The sequence below is a fragment of the Providencia sp. 6390 genome (genome assembly GCF_058148425.1).
The window spans coordinates 267,938-284,421 of the sequence record NZ_JBYVYL010000007.1 but is presented as its reverse complement, the minus strand read 5'-3'; the positions used below and the strand labels follow the sequence as shown (position 1 = coordinate 284,421).

The 16,484-nt window shown below is 37.5% G+C and carries 17 protein-coding genes; 7 read left to right on the top strand and 10 right to left on the bottom strand.

Features of this window, described 5'->3' with window-relative positions:
• Window positions 1-93: 93 nt before the first annotated feature.
• On the bottom strand, window positions 94-660 hold the full coding sequence (gmhB, locus tag AC3Z9T_RS16005; RefSeq protein ID WP_490127083.1) for a D-glycero-beta-D-manno-heptose 1,7-bisphosphate 7-phosphatase: 567 nt from the start codon (window positions 658-660) through the stop codon (window positions 94-96).
• A 170-nt stretch (window positions 661-830) separates the two neighbouring features.
• Between gmhB and metN the strand changes: the two genes are divergently transcribed.
• The 6 genes from metN to proS all read left to right on the top strand — a co-directional run bounded on the left by metN (window position 831) and on the right by proS (window position 6,617).
• On the top strand, window positions 831-1,862 hold the full coding sequence (metN, locus tag AC3Z9T_RS16000) for a methionine ABC transporter ATP-binding protein MetN (RefSeq protein WP_490127082.1): 1,032 nt from the start codon (window positions 831-833) through the stop codon (window positions 1,860-1,862).
• Window positions 1,855-2,508, top strand: a complete 654-nt coding sequence (metI, locus tag AC3Z9T_RS15995) for a methionine ABC transporter permease MetI (RefSeq protein ID WP_490127081.1) — start codon at window positions 1,855-1,857, stop codon at window positions 2,506-2,508. Before metN ends, metI begins: the two co-directional genes overlap by 8 nt.
• A 59-nt stretch (window positions 2,509-2,567) precedes the next feature.
• The gene (locus tag AC3Z9T_RS15990; protein ID WP_490127080.1) at window positions 2,568-3,389 is read left to right on the top strand and encodes a MetQ/NlpA family lipoprotein; all 822 of its coding nucleotides are present in this window, start codon (window positions 2,568-2,570) and stop codon (window positions 3,387-3,389) included.
• A 209-nt stretch (window positions 3,390-3,598) separates the two neighbouring features.
• Entirely contained in the window at window positions 3,599-4,003 is a 405-nt protein-coding gene (gene rcsF, locus AC3Z9T_RS15985) for an Rcs stress response system protein RcsF (protein WP_490127079.1), read from the top strand.
• Window positions 4,004-4,010: 7 nt separating this feature from the next.
• Complete coding sequence (gene tsaA / locus AC3Z9T_RS15980) at window positions 4,011-4,733, top strand: tRNA (N6-threonylcarbamoyladenosine(37)-N6)-methyltransferase TrmO (protein WP_490127078.1); 723 nt, start codon at window positions 4,011-4,013, stop codon at window positions 4,731-4,733.
• A gap of 165 nt (window positions 4,734-4,898) precedes the next feature.
• Window positions 4,899-6,617: a proline--tRNA ligase gene (proS, locus tag AC3Z9T_RS15975; protein WP_490127077.1), complete on the top strand. Its 1,719-nt coding sequence runs from the start codon at window positions 4,899-4,901 to the stop codon at window positions 6,615-6,617.
• 57 nt (window positions 6,618-6,674) lie between these two features.
• On the opposite strand, the gene chbG is transcribed toward proS, so the two are convergent.
• The 7 genes from chbG to nlpE all read right to left on the bottom strand — a co-directional run bounded on the left by chbG (window position 6,675) and on the right by nlpE (window position 13,306).
• Entirely contained in the window at window positions 6,675-7,436 is a 762-nt protein-coding gene (chbG, locus tag AC3Z9T_RS15970) for a chitin disaccharide deacetylase (protein WP_490127076.1), read from the bottom strand.
• Window positions 7,437-7,448: 12 nt separating this feature from the next.
• Window positions 7,449-8,816 carry a 6-phospho-beta-glucosidase gene (locus AC3Z9T_RS15965; RefSeq protein WP_490127075.1) on the bottom strand — a complete coding sequence of 456 codons (1,368 nt, stop codon included), beginning with the start codon at window positions 8,814-8,816 and terminating at the stop codon, window positions 7,449-7,451.
• 318 nt (window positions 8,817-9,134) lie between these two features.
• Window positions 9,135-9,947 (bottom strand): transcriptional regulator ChbR, encoded by an 813-nt coding sequence (gene chbR, locus AC3Z9T_RS15960; protein ID WP_490127096.1) that lies wholly within the window; start codon window positions 9,945-9,947, stop codon window positions 9,135-9,137.
• 47 nt (window positions 9,948-9,994) lie between these two features.
• Window positions 9,995-10,339, bottom strand: a complete 345-nt coding sequence (gene chbA, locus AC3Z9T_RS15955) for a PTS N,N'-diacetylchitobiose transporter subunit IIA (protein WP_490127074.1) — start codon at window positions 10,337-10,339, stop codon at window positions 9,995-9,997.
• A 35-nt stretch (window positions 10,340-10,374) separates the two neighbouring features.
• The gene (chbC, locus tag AC3Z9T_RS15950) at window positions 10,375-11,733 is read right to left on the bottom strand and encodes a PTS N,N'-diacetylchitobiose transporter subunit IIC (protein WP_490127073.1); all 1,359 of its coding nucleotides are present in this window, start codon (window positions 11,731-11,733) and stop codon (window positions 10,375-10,377) included.
• A 97-nt stretch (window positions 11,734-11,830) separates the two neighbouring features.
• Window positions 11,831-12,151 (bottom strand): PTS sugar transporter subunit IIB, encoded by a 321-nt coding sequence (locus tag AC3Z9T_RS15945; protein ID WP_490127072.1) that lies wholly within the window; start codon window positions 12,149-12,151, stop codon window positions 11,831-11,833.
• Window positions 12,152-12,649: 498 nt separating this feature from the next.
• A complete protein-coding gene (nlpE, locus tag AC3Z9T_RS15940; RefSeq protein ID WP_490127071.1) occupies window positions 12,650-13,306 on the bottom strand; it encodes an envelope stress response activation lipoprotein NlpE in 657 nt (218 codons plus the stop codon).
• A 397-nt stretch (window positions 13,307-13,703) separates the two neighbouring features.
• Between nlpE and rof the strand changes: the two genes are divergently transcribed.
• Window positions 13,704-13,967 (top strand): Rho-binding antiterminator, encoded by a 264-nt coding sequence (rof, locus tag AC3Z9T_RS15935; RefSeq protein WP_490127070.1) that lies wholly within the window; start codon window positions 13,704-13,706, stop codon window positions 13,965-13,967.
• A gap of 73 nt (window positions 13,968-14,040) precedes the next feature.
• Here the strand turns inward: rof and tilS are convergent, their stop codons facing one another.
• Both tilS and AC3Z9T_RS15925 read right to left on the bottom strand, forming a co-directional pair.
• Complete coding sequence (gene tilS, locus AC3Z9T_RS15930; protein ID WP_490127069.1) at window positions 14,041-15,390, bottom strand: tRNA lysidine(34) synthetase TilS; 1,350 nt, start codon at window positions 15,388-15,390, stop codon at window positions 14,041-14,043.
• 14 nt (window positions 15,391-15,404) lie between these two features.
• Window positions 15,405-16,280, bottom strand: coding sequence for a DMT family transporter (locus AC3Z9T_RS15925; RefSeq protein WP_490127068.1), 876 nt, complete (start codon window positions 16,278-16,280; stop codon window positions 15,405-15,407).
• Between the last annotated feature and the right edge of the window lie 204 nt (window positions 16,281-16,484).

The window sequence follows — 16,484 nt, the reverse complement described above, 5'->3', positions numbered from 1 at the left end:
TGGTCAGTGGAGGCGCATTATAGGGAGTCAGAAAAATCTAGCAAGTGTTTTTTTCAAAAAAAATTTCAATTGCTGATATATCACCCAAAACGCCTATTTTTTGATGTTTTTCACCGCTTTTGGCAACTCTGCGATGCTTTCTATTACTAGATCAGCCGCTGCAATAGCCTCATCAGTCACAGATTCACCACTTTTTACTAAAATAGTAGTACCAACATTTGCCGCTTTACCTGCTTGCATATCAGCCAGCTTGTCACCAACCATAATAGAAGCTGCCATATCAATATTAAGAAATGATTGAGCATCTAATAACATTCCAGGTTTTGGTTTACGACAATTGCAATCTTGGCGGTACTCTTCTTCTTTTGCATCAGGATGATGTGGGCAGAAATAAATACCATCAAGGTCAACGCCACGATCTGCAAGTGACCAATCCATCCATTCGGTTAGCTGCATAAAACTATCTTCAGAATAGATACCTCTACCGATACCAGATTGGTTAGTCACCACAACTAACGCATACCCCATTTTCTTTAACTCAGCCATTGCTTCAATAGCACCATCAATAAATTGAAAGTCATCTATTTTATGTACATAGCCATGGTCGATATTGATTGTGCCATCCCTATCTAAAAAGATAGCAGGTATACCTTTGCTCACCGATTCACTCCTCAAACTGAAAGAACCATCAGTATCTCATGAAAAGAAAATAAATGAGAACAGAATAAATAAATCAAACTTTATTGACTTAGACGTCTAGACGCCTTAACATCCAAGCATGTTAGATTTAGATGTCTAAAAATTGATTCCTAAACATTTAGAAGAAATAAATGATAAAGCTCTCAAATATTAATAAAGTTTTCCAGCAAGGAAGCCGTAACATTCAGGCACTCACTAATATTAGCCTGCATGTGCCTGCTGGGCAAATCTATGGTGTCATTGGTGCTTCAGGCGCAGGTAAAAGTACGCTAATTCGTTGCGTCAACATGCTTGAGCGTCCAACATCTGGACAAGTTATTGTTGATGGGCAAGATTTAACAGCCTTACCTGAAAAATCATTAACAAAAGCACGACGTGGCATTGGTATGATTTTCCAACACTTTAACTTATTATCTTCTCGTAATGTTTTTGACAACGTAGCATTACCACTTGAGTTAGATAATACGCCTAAAGAGAAAATTAAAACTCGAGTGAATGAGTTACTTGAACTTGTTGGCTTAACTGATAAAAAAGACGCTTATCCAGCTAATTTATCAGGAGGTCAAAAACAACGTGTTGCCATTGCGCGTGCTTTGGCTAATTCGCCAAAAGTTTTATTGTGTGATGAAGCAACCAGCGCGCTTGATCCAGCAACAACACGTTCTATTCTAGAGTTATTGAAAGATATTAATCGCCGCTTAGGGCTAACGATTTTATTAATCACCCATGAAATGGATGTTGTTAAGCGTATCTGTGATCAGGTAGCAGTTATTAGCGGTGGCCAATTAATAGAGCAAGACAAAGTGAGTGAAGTATTCTCTCACCCTAAAACCCCTGTTGCTCAAGAATTTATTAAATCCACATTAGTTATTGATATTCCTGATGATTATAAAGAAAAATTAAAAAACGAGCCTGGTGCAGATTTATCACCATTATTAAAATTAGAATTTACCGGCCAATCTGTTGATGCCCCGTTAATTTCTATGGCAGTGCGTAAGTTTGACATCGATATCAATATATTAAGCTCTCAAATTGACTATGCAGGCGGAGTAAAATTTGGCGTTATGTTAGCTGAATTGCATGGTGTCAATGGTGGAGTTGAAGCAACAATTGAATTTTTGAAAGAGCATCATGTCAAAGTAGAGGTTTTAGGTTATGTCTGAGGGAATGATTTCACTGCTTATATCAGGAACGATTGATACTATTATTATGACTTTCGTTTCAGCGATCCTCGGTTTTATTATGGGCGTACCAACAGGCGTTCTACTGTATGTGACTCGCAAAGGGCAAGTCATGGAAAATAAGGCTCTGTATGCGGTTATTTCCGCAATAGTGAACATTTTCCGTTCGATTCCATTTATTATTCTTTTAGTCTGGATCAGTCCCTTTACTAAATTCCTTGTTGGTTCAGCAATTGGTATTGAAGGGGCTATCGTCCCGCTGACTGTCGGTGCTATCCCATTTATCGCTCGTATGGTGGAGAATACCTTGTTAGAAGTTCCGAGCGGTTTGATTGAAGCTTCTAGAGCAATGGGGGCGACACCACTGCAAATTGTTCGCAAAATTCTATTACCTGAATCATTACCGGGGATCATAAATGCAGCAACCATTACACTAATTATGTTAGTCGGTTATTCTGCAATGGGTGGAGCTGTCGGCTCAGGTGGTTTAGGTCAGATAGCAATGCAATATGGTTATTACACTTACAATCCGTTAGTCATGAATACCGTACTTGTTTTGTTAATCGTTTTAGTATTCATCATTCAGTTCACTGGTGAATACCTAATGAAAAAAGTGTCACATAAATAGTCCGTAAAAATAGCAGCGCCATTGAGGTGCTATAAAGAAAGCGTTTAAGGGGTATATCTATGTCTATCAAGTTGAAGTCTATCGCAGTTGTTGGCGCGCTATTAGGCACATTAGCACTTACTGGTTGTGGCCAAAAAGAAAAAGATCCAAATAGCATCAAAGTTGGCGTTATTATGGGTAAAGAGTTGGAAGTTGCTGAAGTTGCACAAAAAGTAGCAAAAGAGAAGTACGGCTTGAACGTTGAATTAGTCGCTTTCAATGACTTTGTGCTTCCAAATGAAGCATTAAGTAAAGGTGACATTGATGCTAACGCATTCCAACACAAGCCTTATCTTGATCAGCAAATTAAAGATAGAAACTATAAATTAACGCCTGTAGGTAACACATTTATCTACCCAATCGCTGCTTATTCTAAACAAATCAAATCAGTTGATGAACTGGTTGATGGCTCACAAATCGCACTACCAAATGATCCAACTAACCTAGGCCGTTCACTGTTACTGTTACAAAAACAAGGTTTAATTAAGCTAAAAGATGGCACGGGTCTAATGCCTACTGTTTTGGATATTGTAGAAAATCCAAAAGGCTTAAAATTTGTTGAATTAGAAGCACCTCAATTACCACGTGCACTTGATGATCAAAAAATTGCTTTAGCTATCATCAACACCACTTGGGCAAGTAGTGCAACTCCGAAGCTAACTCCAGCAAAAGATGGTTTGTTTGTTGAAGACAAAGATTCTCCATACGTGAATATTATTGTTGCTCGTGATGATAATAAAGATAGTGAAAATGTGAAGAAATTTGTTCAAGCATATCAATCAGATGAAGTAGCTAAGAAGGCTGATGAAGTCTTTGATGGCGGAGCTGTTAAAGGTTGGTAATCTTTTTTATTAGTTAAAAAGTGATTAATATACTAGGTGGTGCAATGCCACCTAGTATTTTTTGCATTATATACACTCTAAATAATTCGAGGTGCGGCTAGGCGACAAGTGCCAATGAGCGCATACAACAACTTGAATTATGACAAGTATAAAGATGAAACATAGCAACTGCCATTTCCCCAAAAGCTACTATAAGAAAGGAAAAACTTATGAGATTGTTATTGCTCACCCTCGCTACTTTTATTTTAGCTGGGTGTGGAATGAATCAATACATTCATCAGGGTCAAAATAAAGGCTTCACAAGTATGAAGCTATCTAAACCTGTGCCAAAGAAAGCCGCTGAACCTAATACCACGAATGTAAAGTTAATGAACAGCCCAGAAGAGTTACTAGGGATGCCATTTAAAGATTTAGGGGTAGTTTCAGGTGAATCATGCCGTGAGAGCGTACAAAGCCCCCCTGCCAACCTAAATACGGCGAAAAAAAGTATGTTAACGCAAGCAGCTTATATTGCGGCTGATGCTGTATTATTACATCAGTGTCAAACGATGACATCACCGGGTTGCTATCAAGCGACAATTTGCGAAGGTAGCGCTATCCAAATTGTTGAATAATAATTACATGCAATCATTCGAATGTAATGTCATAGGGCATATCGAATCTCCCTATAAAGAGAAGTTTGCCATCCCACGCCAACCTGGGCTTGTACCAGGTGGCTCGGGGAGGCTACATCTACACCCCCCTTATAATGATCCGAATTCAATAAGAGGACTAACTCAATTCAGTCATATCTGGGTGTTGTTTATATTTCATCAAACAATGAAAGGTGGCTGGAAACCTTTAGTACGCCCTCCTCGGCTCGGGGGTAACGAAAAAATGGGTGTTTTTGCGACACGTTCTACTTTTCGCCCTAATCCTATAGGTATGTCACTGATCGAATTACAAGATGTCATCGTAAAAAACAATCAAGTTATATTAGAGCTGGGCAGCTTAGATTTAGTTGATGGCACCCCCGTCCTTGACATCAAACCTTATTTGCCTTTTGCTGAATCTATACCAACAGCAAAAGCAGGTTTTGCACAAGATGCCCCATCGGATGATATGCAGGTTATTTTTCATCCTCAAGTCCAGCAAGATTTAATTAAATACCAGCAAAGTTATCCAGGCCTTAGCCAATTTATTCAGCAGGTTCTCATGCAAGATCCTAGACCTGCTTATAAAAAACTCAGCTCTAATGAAGTACGTGATTACGCAGTTCATTTACTTGATTTTAATATTCGTTGGCGAGTTATTGATCGTGTAACGGAAGTATTCGCGATCGAACCTTACGAAAAAACCGTTTAACCCCTTTTGGCAAAGCTCTGTCGCTGATAAACTAATTGTTTATCATGTTGCTTAGCCACCTAGATTGAGATAAACAATTTGTTTATCATGCGGCTTAACAACCTAGATTGATTTTGGCGGATATTTATTTTCGCCATAACCCGTTGTTCTAATGGAACCTATACAATGCGTACTAGCAAATATCTGCTCTCAACACTAAAAGAGACTCCTGCAGATGCAGAAGTTATCAGCCATCAGCTGATGCTTCGTGCAGGAATGATCCGTAAACTTGCATCTGGTCTTTATGACTGGTTACCGACTGGTGTCCGTGTTCTACGTAAAGTCGAGAACATCGTCCGTGAAGAAATGGAAAATGCGGGCTCAATTGAAGTGTCTTTGCCCGTAGTTCAACCCGCAGATTTGTGGCAAGAGAGTGGTCGTTGGGAACAGTATGGCCCTGAACTACTACGTTTTACTGATCGTAGTGAGCGCCCATTTGTTTTAGGTCCAACACATGAAGAAGTCATTACTGATTTAGTGCGTAATGAAATCACCTCATATAAACAATTGCCATTGAATTTATTCCAAATTCAAACTAAATTCCGTGATGAAGTACGCCCACGTTTTGGGATTATGCGTTCACGCGAATTTATCATGAAAGATGCTTATTCCTTCCATACATCACAAGAATCATTACAAGAAACATATGATGCAATGTATGAAGCTTATAGCAAAATCTTTACACGGATTGGCTTTGACTTCCGCCCAGTACAAGCAGATACCGGCTCAATTGGGGGAAGCGCTTCCCATGAGTTCCAAGTACTTGCTCAGAGTGGTGAAGATGATATCGTTTTCTCTACTGAATCTGATTTTGCAGCCAATATTGAACTTGCAGAAGCGATTGCACCACTCACTTCACGCGCTGCACCAACTGAAGAGCTGCGTTTAGTTGATACACCAAATGCAAAAACGATCGCTGAATTAGTTGAACAATTTAATTTACCCATTGAAAAAACGGTTAAAACACTAATTGTTAGAGCTAAAAAAGATTCAGGTCACACATTAGTCGCTTTATTGATCCGTGGTGATCATGAGCTAAATGAAGTCAAAGCAGAAAAGCATCCTCTGATTTCTAGCCCATTAGAGTTTGCATCTGAAGACGAAATAAAAGCAGCAATTAAAGCTGCTCCGGGTTCTCTTGGCCCTGTGAACATGCCACTACCAATGGTCATTGACCGCAGTGTTGCTGTGATGAGCGATTTCGGTGCAGGTGCTAATATTGATGGAAAACACTACTTTGGCATCAACTGGGAGCGTGACCTCGCCCAACCAGAAACTTTCGATCTGCGTAATGTTGTCGAGGGTGATCCAAGCCCAGATGGTAAAGGCACATTATTGATTAAACGCGGTATCGAAGTTGGTCATATTTTTCAATTAGGTACTAAATATTCGGAAGCAATGAAAGCCTCTGTTCAGAATGAAGAAGGCCACAACCAAATCGTGACTATGGGCTGCTATGGTATTGGTGTAACCCGTATTGTTGCTGCTGCAATTGAGCAAAGTCATGATGCTCGAGGTATTATTTGGCCTGATGCGATCGCACCATTCCATGTTGCGATTTTGCCAATGAATATGCACAAATCATATCGAGTCAAAGAAGTCGCAGAAAAGTTATACGCTGATTTGAAAGCACAGGGGATCGATGTCATTTTTGACGACCGTAAAGAGCGTCCCGGTGTGATGTTTGCTGATATGGAACTGATTGGTGTTCCATACACTATCGTTATTGGCGATCGTAATTTGGACAATAATCAAGTGGAATACAAAGCTCGCCGTAGTGATGAAAAATCACTCGTTGGCTTAGACAACGTCGTCAGCTTCTTAAAAGAAAAACTGGGTAAATAATCTACCTTAGTATTCTTATTTTGCCCAACCTGTAAAAATAATAGGTTGGGCAATTTATTATAATTCTAGATAAGTCCCCAATTGATAGCCTCTATCCTTAATAGCTTGCTTTAGCCCTTTTCCCGTTAAAACCTCTAACTCAGTCAATCTTGGATATGCATAGCTACTCGTTAATAAGTCATTATCAATAAATGCTGGATGGCACATTATCTCTATTGATTGATACCCTTGCTGTGTTGACTCATCGAGTATATCGAACAATAACGCCTCTGTGACTAAATTAGGTTCCCCATAAAAATCAGGAGAGAAATAATCAGTGCTACGTGGGACACTCAATACTTTTTCGCTATTCTTAAGTTCCTGATAAACCCTCAACGGTATTCCCTTTTGATTGGCAAATTCAACAACTAAAGGATAAAACTGTGAAAGCATATGTATATGATGATGACTGTCCAAATGGCTTGGTGAGCGTCCAAAAACATCAATAAATTGTTGGTATTGAGCATTAAGCTCTCGCATCATTTGATCTAAAGGTAATTGATCTGAGGCTTCCAGTTCCCATAACCATTTTCCTAATTTCCCTTCACGAGCTAATGAATACATTATAGTAAGAGGGGTTCCAGCAGTTAACACAAAATGCATTCCTATTGCCAAAGTCGGTACTTGACGGGCAAGTTCTGCTGCATGTTGAACATTAGACATATTCATCATCGCAGTGGTTGATGTCACGATACCATAACGATGTGCGTCAATAATGCCATAATTGACAGACTTAGATAATCCGAAGTCATCTGCATTAATAATTAATAAAGAAGACATATCTCGTTCCTATTAAGATCCAGAGGCAATTCTTTCCTGTTCGATATGCTTAATAGCTTCAGAAAAATTAGGTAAATAATTTCTATGTACCAGAAGAAGCTCTTTCGCCATATTACGCGCATCATTATCGGAATTAATAAGTGGGTTTAAATTCATGGCTAATAAAATATTATTGAAATCTCCATTGATTGCCGCATGAGTTGTAGCAATCTCATACTCTTTAATGGTATAGATCAACCCTAATACTTTCTCATCGAAATGAGTAACCCTTTCATGTGGTACTGCACCATCACGTCCTAATTTGCTCGTTACCTCAATCACCCAATCTGCTGGAATATTATCTATATGGCCATGATGTGGAATATTAACGTAGTGCTCCGTTTGTTTATCATTATAAATAGCATTAATCACTTCACAGGCAGCATCTGAATAATAAGCACCGCCACGTAATTCTAACTGCTTAGGTTTTACTTTTAAATCAGGGTCTTTATACAGATCAAAAAGTGCTTTTTCCAACTTTTGAACAACCTGTGCTCGGGTTCCTTCTTTATAAAACTCTGCCATTTCAATTGCTAACATCTCTTTGTATTTGAAGTAATATTGTAAGTATGAACACGGTATCAATTTCAAAGCACTGAGTAATCCACTATCAAAAGGTAGCCCTGTAATATTCTTTACTGAGTTAGTACTATAGGTTTTTGAAATAATGCCATTCAATACTTCATCAAATCGAGACTCGCCATCTACAATAATTTCTTTAATAAAGACCATGTGGTTCAAACCAAATAAATCTATCGATAGCTGGTTTTCCTTTGTTAGACCGAGTACATCTGTAATGAACATTTTCATACCAATAGGGACATTACAAACGCCAATAAAGCGTTTAAAATGAGTATGTCGGTGAACAGCTTCTGTCACCATCCCTGCTGGGTTAGTAAAATTAATAATCCACGCTTGCGGGCACAACTCTTCGACATCCTTAATAATGTCAAAAATAACGGGAATTGTACGTAACCCTTTAAATAAGCCACCAGCACCATTTGTTTCTTGCCCTAAATAACCGTGCCGTAGAGGAATGACCTCATCTTTTTCTCTCGCTTTTAATAACCCCACTCGAAATTGAGTAGTCACAAAATCTGCATCTTTTAATGCTTGCTTACGATCTAATGTTTTATACAGTTTAAGTGGTATATTGGCATTTTTTATCATCCGTAAACTTAAATCATAAATAATATCTAGCTTTTCTTTTCCTTCTTCAATATCTACCAGCCATAATTCACTAATAGGTAACTCATGATAACGCTTAATAAAACCTTCGATTAACTCAGGTGTATAACTACTACCACCACCAATAGTCACTACTTTTAATTTGTTACTCATGTGGAATCAGACCTCACTAATGAAAATTAGATATGGGATTTAAAATATTAATATCAATCTAAATAACACTAAGTTATAACTAAATTTTTATAGGCGAATTGATACTGCAACTAATGTTAATAAAATTAGTTAGTTAACTTTTATTATCATATACTCAAAATAATTCAAGTTGCAGGTAAGCGACAAGTGAAGATAGCCGAGGAGCATAGATAAACTATGTAACTCGACGAGCGTAGCGTAGTCACTTATACCTCAATAAAAGCCCTACAACTTGAAGTATGACGAGTACAGTATTTCAACGGAAGCATAATAACTATATTAACTGCTTTGTAAGCTCTTTCTATATTCACTCGGTGTTAATGTTGTTGCTTCCTTAAATTTTTTGACAAATAAACTTGGGCTACTATACCCTGACTCAAAAGCGATATCTGTTATAGAATAATTCGTTATTTCTAGTTGTCTTTTGGCAAAGTTTATTCTAATACCATTGATAATCTGCATTGGTGTTTTACTATAATAACGTTTTGTTGCTCGCGTTAAGTATTCCTGAGACTTCCCCGTTATTGCAACCATATTTTCTAAAGCATTCTCATTGAACATAGCGATTTCATGCATTTCTTCAATTGTATTTTTTAGCCATTGAGGGGTATCATCTTGCACTTTTTTCTCTCTATAATGACGTAATCGATTAACGACATTGAAAGTAACAATCTCAATGAATTCATTAAATTCATTTTCTCTAAAATTTAATGATGCTATTACAGATTCTATATAAGCCATAAATTCATTCTTCAATGCATAAGCTTGAGAGGCAACAAAAAATGAAGGCAATAATGGCGAGAAATATTCTTCAAAAAACTTTTTTCTTATCCCAACATTTAAAATTCTTGTTGCACCAAACTCATAAAAGCTTTCATGATTTGATCCTATAGGTAAAAAAACAAAATCCCCTCTTTCTAATAATACTTTTCTACCATTAACATTTTGATAGTAGCGACCGGTGAGAACAATTGTATACTCATAGTAGTCATGTTGATGCAGCCCCGTAGCACTTTCTGTTTTATTATAAATAACTACATGAAAGTCCTTATCATTGAAAATATCATTTTCATAGACAGTCTTAACATCCATATTGGTATTAATTGTGCTTATTATTGGCTGCATCATACACCCCCTACTCAAAGATTTATTTTTTTATGGAGATCAATTAACTCCGTTACCAACTCTTTAGCCAGCATCGTATTCATTAAGTGATCTTGAGCATGAACTAAAATCAAACTCACTTTAATTTTTCCTTCCCCCATATCAGTTTCAATCATTTTGGTTTGAACTTGATGAGCATCACTTAATGCAAGTTTTGATTGCTCCATTAACTCAGCTGCTTCAAGAAACTGACCTTCCTTAGCTTGCTCTAAAGCTTTATAAGCTAAGCATCTCGCCTTACCAGAATTAATAATTAGCCCCATAACAATTTCTTCAAGGTCATCAAAAGATAAGTTTCCATTATTATCTAAATCAATCATAGATTCCTCATTCATCATTAGGCATTACAATACGGTTAAAACTGTAATGCTTTCTTAATATCTTCTTCGCTTTCTTCTTGGTCTGTCGTCACTTGTGCTTTATTGGCAATAATCACAAACGGTAAATAGATTAACGTTGCAATACCAAGGTTAAACAACGCTAAAAATAGAGCTGAAAAACTACCGTTTGTATTGAAGAAAGCACCTAATCCAGTCGGCATTGTCCATGGACCAATATTCGTGATAGGCGGAATGATCCCCGTATAATAGGCGATCACCGTAATTGCCAATAATATCGGTTGAACAAAAACAAATGGAATAAACATAATTGGATTCATTATGATCGGAATACCAAATATCATAGGCTCGTTAATTTGAAATATTGATGCAGGTAAACCTAATTTCGCAACTTGTCGGTAATCGGCACGACGTGAAGCGATAAAGATGGCAATAATTAATCCAAGAGTAGCTCCTGACCCTCCAAGAAATATATAAGAGTCAAAGAGAGGCTTAGCCCATAAATGAAAGGTTTTTCCTGCTGCAAGTGCAGCATCAACAGAACCATATTCATGGTATAACGCCACGTTCTCTAGAGCCCATGGCGTCATAATCCCTGAATCTAGTGCCGTTAATGCCAAAGCACCATGAATACCAAAGAACCATAATAGCGTACAAAAAATGGTATAGGCCCAACCAACAACACCACCAAGTGACGCTAATGGTTTTGATATCGTATCCATAATTAATTGATGGAAATTAGTGGTGATCCCAGCCAAGCTCCATGCAATGATTCCCATAATCAATAAAATGATAAAACCAGGAATTAGTGCAGAAAATGAACGACTCACTGCGGTTGGCACTGTGCTAGGTAATGTAATCACCCAATTACGACGAACAATAAAAGTGAATGCTTCGGCAACGACTAAACCGATAATCATACCTGAAATGATATTGGCGCCCCCCAGCCAATTTGCACCAATTGCATAATTACCATTCACATCAAATGGCGTCACAGTAACAAATGCTGCAATAGCAATTACCCCTGCTGCGGTTGGATCAACTTTACGTTCTTCTGCTAATGCCATGCTGATAAAAAAAGGTGTCATTAAAGACATAATTCCTAATGTACCATTATAAACATTACCGCCGATACCTTTAAATTTATTTAAATAATCTATTGCTTCAGGTGAAATATGAATACCAAGTGAATAAAAGAAAGAACCTTCACCAAAGCTAAGAAAAACGTTATTTATCAAAACAAATAATGCCCCAATTAAAACCAAAGGCATTAATCTAATAAAACCATTTTTTATTGCATTTATATGTGGTTGATTTCCTAGTTTTATAGCAACTGGGAGTAGTATTTTTTCAAGTGAAGTGAGCATATGATTCATAGAATATCCTTAGATACTTTAATCACATATCTTGTTTGTATGAAATAAGACAACCATAACAAATAGATAACGAATTTAATTTATTAAGATTTAATATTTATTGACTAGATTTATTTTTTATTGCTGCTACCGCTGCCTTTAATACTCCCAAACCATCAACTTTGCCATAAAGTACAGAATCAATAACCTCAACAGGCTTAGTCGGTAGGAGTTTTTGGATTTCAGAATATTTCCAAGCTATTTGAGGACCAAGTAAAACAAGATCTGCATCAATTCCCTTTTCTGTTACAAGCGTTTCAGAAAAAGCCTCTATAACAACTGGAACATCATATTTTTCAGCCTGTTGCCTCATTTTTGACACAAGAAGAGAGGTTGACATTCCTGCTGAGCAAAATAAATAAATGAGCTTCTTTTCCACAGTAAATTCCTCGTTCATCCGTCCACTTTAAATATCTGTTAACTGCTACAGGTATCATTATATTTTTATATTCCATACTCTAAATTATTCGAGGTGTCACTAAGCAATAAGTAAATAAATCGCTAAGAACATAGAAAACACAGTGACTGACACTAATGAGAGTAGCCACTTATACCTCGGCGAAAAATGCTGCAACTTGAAGTATAACGATTGTCTCGATTGCTTTTAGTTGAATCGAGTATACGTAATCCCCCTTATTATGAATATTTCATCACTATCCATAATTGTCTCTCCTTGACCAGCCGCTATGACCTCCTTCACATTTCTTATAAATAAATCATTAATGTGAATAATCAATTAATAACTGTTAGAGAGTGTTATTCACGGTTATTATTAAATTTATATTCCACTCAAAGATTAATTGGTAGTTTTTTAATAAAAAAAGCCGATTTCATATGAAACCGGCTTCCAAAATAAGAATATATAGAAAATATTAATTTATTTACAAGAACTCGACTTATTAAATATTATTTGACCTGTTTGAACGAGTGCAGGATCAAATTGACCATCTTCCATAGAAGGGCGAATTGTATAATAACCGTCTATTTCAGCATATACAGGCGTTCCACCTGTTACACCTGTCGCGCTATAACCTTTTTCAAGTTCTAAACCTGATGCTGCATAAGTACGACCTGTTTTACATTCAGTAAAAGTTGCTGCATCTGCAAGATAGCGGTATTCACCAACTTTTTTGCTTGAGGTCACTTGATTTAATGTGTAATTTAGCTGTGATTCGATTCTGTTACCTTCTTGGTCAAGTAAGATCATTGCTTTATCATCTGCTGATGGCAAGAAATAGCTGCGTTCACCATTCGCATTTGTCATGCGCAATTTATCACCCTCTTTCGCCCATGAACCAGTTTCGTAAAAAGTTTGGTTGCCATCACGAGTACCTAAATAAACCAATTGCTCTACATAAGTCCCATCTTGATTAACTAACAAGGTGGCTTCAATTCCAGAACAATCCGCACAAGGTAATGTGCCTGTATAAGCTCTATCGATATAGGTCACGTTAGGTTGTTTTGCTACTGTTTGACAGCCCGCTAATGCTATTACACCTGTCGCTATTAATGCTAAGAATAGTGTTTTTCTCATTACCTTTATCTCCTAACTGTTCCATTTTTATAATTTTACTCTATACCTTAATGATAACATTTTATGCCAATAAAAATATTAACATCACTATATTTCGGACTTTCCTGACATATGGAACACAACAGTGTCACATGAGAACAAGAATTTATTTATTTAAACCATCACTCATTATTGTTCTTAAAATTACTGTGCTATTATCCTATTAAGCATGTGATGCTTAGTGAAAATATGCACTAAATAATTCGAGATGTGGCGAGGCGACAAGTAAACGAGTCGCTGGGAGCCTACACAAGTAGGTAACTAGTGCGAGTGAACGTAGTCAACAACGCTACAACTTGAATTATGACGAGTATAGTCAAGGCGGCAATAACCGCCACTAACACAGTGGTGAGGGAATATGTCTACAGATACTGAATATCAACCTATTAATTGTGATGATTACGAATATCTTGAAATCGCTTGCCAGCGCCAGTTAAAGCTTGAAATTAAACTTCATGGCGGCGAAATCATCGAGGGTAAGGCCAGCGATTTGCTCTTACGTAAAAAAGTTGAGTATCTCATTTTAGAAACTCAAGAGGGAACAAAAGAGCTTCGATTGGATCACATCAACACCTTCAGTCATCCTGATATCGGCACGATTGTTGTCGATAGCTCTCACTAAAGCTCATACACTATTGAGTCCTTCTGTGCCCCTTATCAACACCCATGTTATAAGGGGCTTCTTATTTTATTGACTAATTAGATTGATACTCGTCGAACTTCACCCAATGAAATGCCACACCAAGCTGACCATCACTCACTAACCCTTCAGGGGTAATAAAACATCCAACTGCGGTAATCAATTGATTATTGTAATAAATAATCGGTGTTCGTTCACGCATCCAAGGAGCAATACCGAGTTCTTGCCAAATTTTCTTACTACTTCTGGAATGCATCCTACCGACAATTTTATGAGTTCCTTGTAAGCCAAAGCGAACTGTCACCTTCTCGGTCGATAATGGAGGACGTATTTGCCCTTCATCAACCATAACATTCAGCGTACCTAGTGCCTCAGGTAAAATAAAAGGTTGTGGGTAGTTCCATGTAAATTGTTGCCCCAGCAAGCTATTAATACGGCGAACAATCCACAATGCCCCCTGATATCGCCTAATATCAACATCGCCTAACTGGCAAATGGGCTCTGCATCTTGCCTTGCCAGTGCCACCTCCTGCCAAATACGCTGTAATTGATTGAAAGGTGGCATCGATAATTGATGAAGCTCCATCCAGCGGCGTAACAGTGCATTACGTTTTGCTTGTGTACAATCATGCAAACCATCAATAAACAAGCCACCTCGATAATCCATCATCTCATCGAGTGCTTCTTGTAATAGTTCATCAAGCAAGGACTCTTGCTCAGCACATAATGATGCACTACGTGAAACCGCTTTTGCAAAGTATGGCCAACGCTGTGCTAATATTGGCATCACATTCAATCTTAAAAAATTACGATCATAACGGTCGTTTTGATTGCTATCATCTTCAACCCAAACTAGCCTTTCTTCATCTGCATATATTTCTAATTCATGTCGGGATATTTCTAGTAAAGGTCGTAATAACTTTGTTTTCCCTATCGTCGCGTTAAAATTTAAAACTCTAGGCATTGAGGAAAGTCCGGCAGGTCCGCTTCCTCGCTTCAAAGCTAACATGAAAGTTTCAGCCTGATCATCCAAATGTTGAGCAGTCACTATAATTTCACCTTCAAAGAGCTCATCACGATAGGCTTGGTAACGAGCTTCCCGAGCCGCTGCTTCGATACCATTTTTAGCAGGATCAACCGTAACATGGTAGCAAACAAAAGGAATTTTCCATTGGTGACATAAATTTAAACAATGGGTTTCCCATTCATCAGCTTTATAATTTAAGCCGTGGTGAATGTGGATCGCTCTAATTTCCAGCTCAGGAAGTTGCTGTTTCTTTAATTGGTATAACGCATGAAGTAGAACGGTTGAGTCGATACCACCGCTAAGCCCAACAAGTATTTTTCTAAAATGGCCAATTTTGTTGAATACATGCTCAACAATGAATTGTGATGATTTCATCATTATTCAAACCTTTTCTATTTTTTACCGCGACCCACACACAATACACCTGAGATGATCACTAGCAATATCCCTACAATATACGCAATCTCAAACGGATCACTTAGGATCATCACTAACCAAAGTACTGACAAGACCGGTGATAAAAATACAATTGAGGCAATTTTAGCCGAATGCCCTGTATTCATGGCTTTAAACCACAAAATATAAGACACGCCGTTAATCAAAATACCATTAATCATCGTTGGCCAAAATGCGCCTTCAGAAGGTAATTTCATTTTGCTAAACATAAGCAGTAGCACTAATGAGGTCAATGTCGAAAATATAAATAACCAGACGGTGCTAATATAAGGATCTATCGAATAACGCCTTGAAAATACCGACATGAGTGCAAAACAAAACGCACCACTAAACACAAGTAACAATGCGATGGGATTTTCCACTTGTAGTTGTGTCAAATGACCTTTAGTAAAAGTAATAATAACCGCGATAAAACCAATAATCACGCCAACAATTTGTCTTCCTGCTAACCTATCTTTCAGTAAAATAACGGATAGCAATATAATAATCAAAGGCCAACTATATTGGATTACTAAAACGGCAATACCATTTTCTATCGAGTAACCGTAATACAATAACAAATAAAAAAGACAGTCTAAAAACCCCAGTACAAAAACTTTACTCAAAGTCTTTCTAGAAAGAATAAATAATTTAGCAGGTCGATAACCTGAGAATAAAGCAACACAAATGACTGAAATAGCAGAAATAAGATTGGACCAAAACAAAAATTGAAAACTATCCAGCCCATTTTGTCCAAAGCGTGAAACAATAGGGATAAAACTCCAAATCAACACACACAAAAATGCATAAATTAAATAGTTATACTGCCGCATGATCATCCTTTATCTACTCGTCATACTTCAAGTTGTAGCGCTTTTCGTTAAGGTATAAAGGGCTACGCTACGCTCGCCGAATCACAGTGTTTATCTATGCTCATCGACCATCTTCGCTTGTCGCCTACCTGCAACTCGAATTATTTAGAGTATATATATTTTCTGCAACAAATAAAAACGGGAGTTGGCTTTTTACCTAACTCC

What these genes read in the sequence shown, in the direction of transcription:
- rcsF (WP_490127079.1), top strand. Translation starts at nt 3,599, where the DNA reads ATGAGATTGTTATTGCTCACCCTCGCTACTTTTATTTTAGCTGGGTGT.
- chbG (WP_490127076.1), bottom strand. Translation starts at nt 7,436, where the DNA reads ATGTCTTCTTTATTAATTATTAATGCAGATGACTTCGGATTATCTAAG.
- AC3Z9T_RS15925 (WP_490127068.1), bottom strand. Translation starts at nt 16,280, where the DNA reads ATGCGGCAGTATAACTATTTAATTTATGCATTTTTGTGTGTGTTGATT.
- metN (WP_490127082.1), top strand. Translation starts at nt 831, where the DNA reads ATGATAAAGCTCTCAAATATTAATAAAGTTTTCCAGCAAGGAAGCCGT.
- AC3Z9T_RS15965 (WP_490127075.1), bottom strand. Translation starts at nt 8,816, where the DNA reads ATGAGTAACAAATTAAAAGTAGTGACTATTGGTGGTGGTAGTAGTTAT.
- chbC (WP_490127073.1), bottom strand. Translation starts at nt 11,733, where the DNA reads ATGAATCATATGCTCACTTCACTTGAAAAAATACTACTCCCAGTTGCT.
- chbA (WP_490127074.1), bottom strand. Translation starts at nt 10,339, where the DNA reads ATGATTGATTTAGATAATAATGGAAACTTATCTTTTGATGACCTTGAA.
- rof (WP_490127070.1), top strand. Translation starts at nt 13,704, where the DNA reads ATGTCTACAGATACTGAATATCAACCTATTAATTGTGATGATTACGAA.
- nlpE (WP_490127071.1), bottom strand. Translation starts at nt 13,306, where the DNA reads ATGAGAAAAACACTATTCTTAGCATTAATAGCGACAGGTGTAATAGCA.
- metI (WP_490127081.1), top strand. Translation starts at nt 1,855, where the DNA reads ATGTCTGAGGGAATGATTTCACTGCTTATATCAGGAACGATTGATACT.
- tsaA (WP_490127078.1), top strand. Translation starts at nt 4,011, where the DNA reads ATGCAATCATTCGAATGTAATGTCATAGGGCATATCGAATCTCCCTAT.
- chbR (WP_490127096.1), bottom strand. Translation starts at nt 9,947, where the DNA reads ATGGATGTTAAGACTGTCTATGAAAATGATATTTTCAATGATAAGGAC.
- proS (WP_490127077.1), top strand. Translation starts at nt 4,899, where the DNA reads ATGCGTACTAGCAAATATCTGCTCTCAACACTAAAAGAGACTCCTGCA.
- AC3Z9T_RS15990 (WP_490127080.1), top strand. Translation starts at nt 2,568, where the DNA reads ATGTCTATCAAGTTGAAGTCTATCGCAGTTGTTGGCGCGCTATTAGGC.
- tilS (WP_490127069.1), bottom strand. Translation starts at nt 15,390, where the DNA reads ATGATGAAATCATCACAATTCATTGTTGAGCATGTATTCAACAAAATT.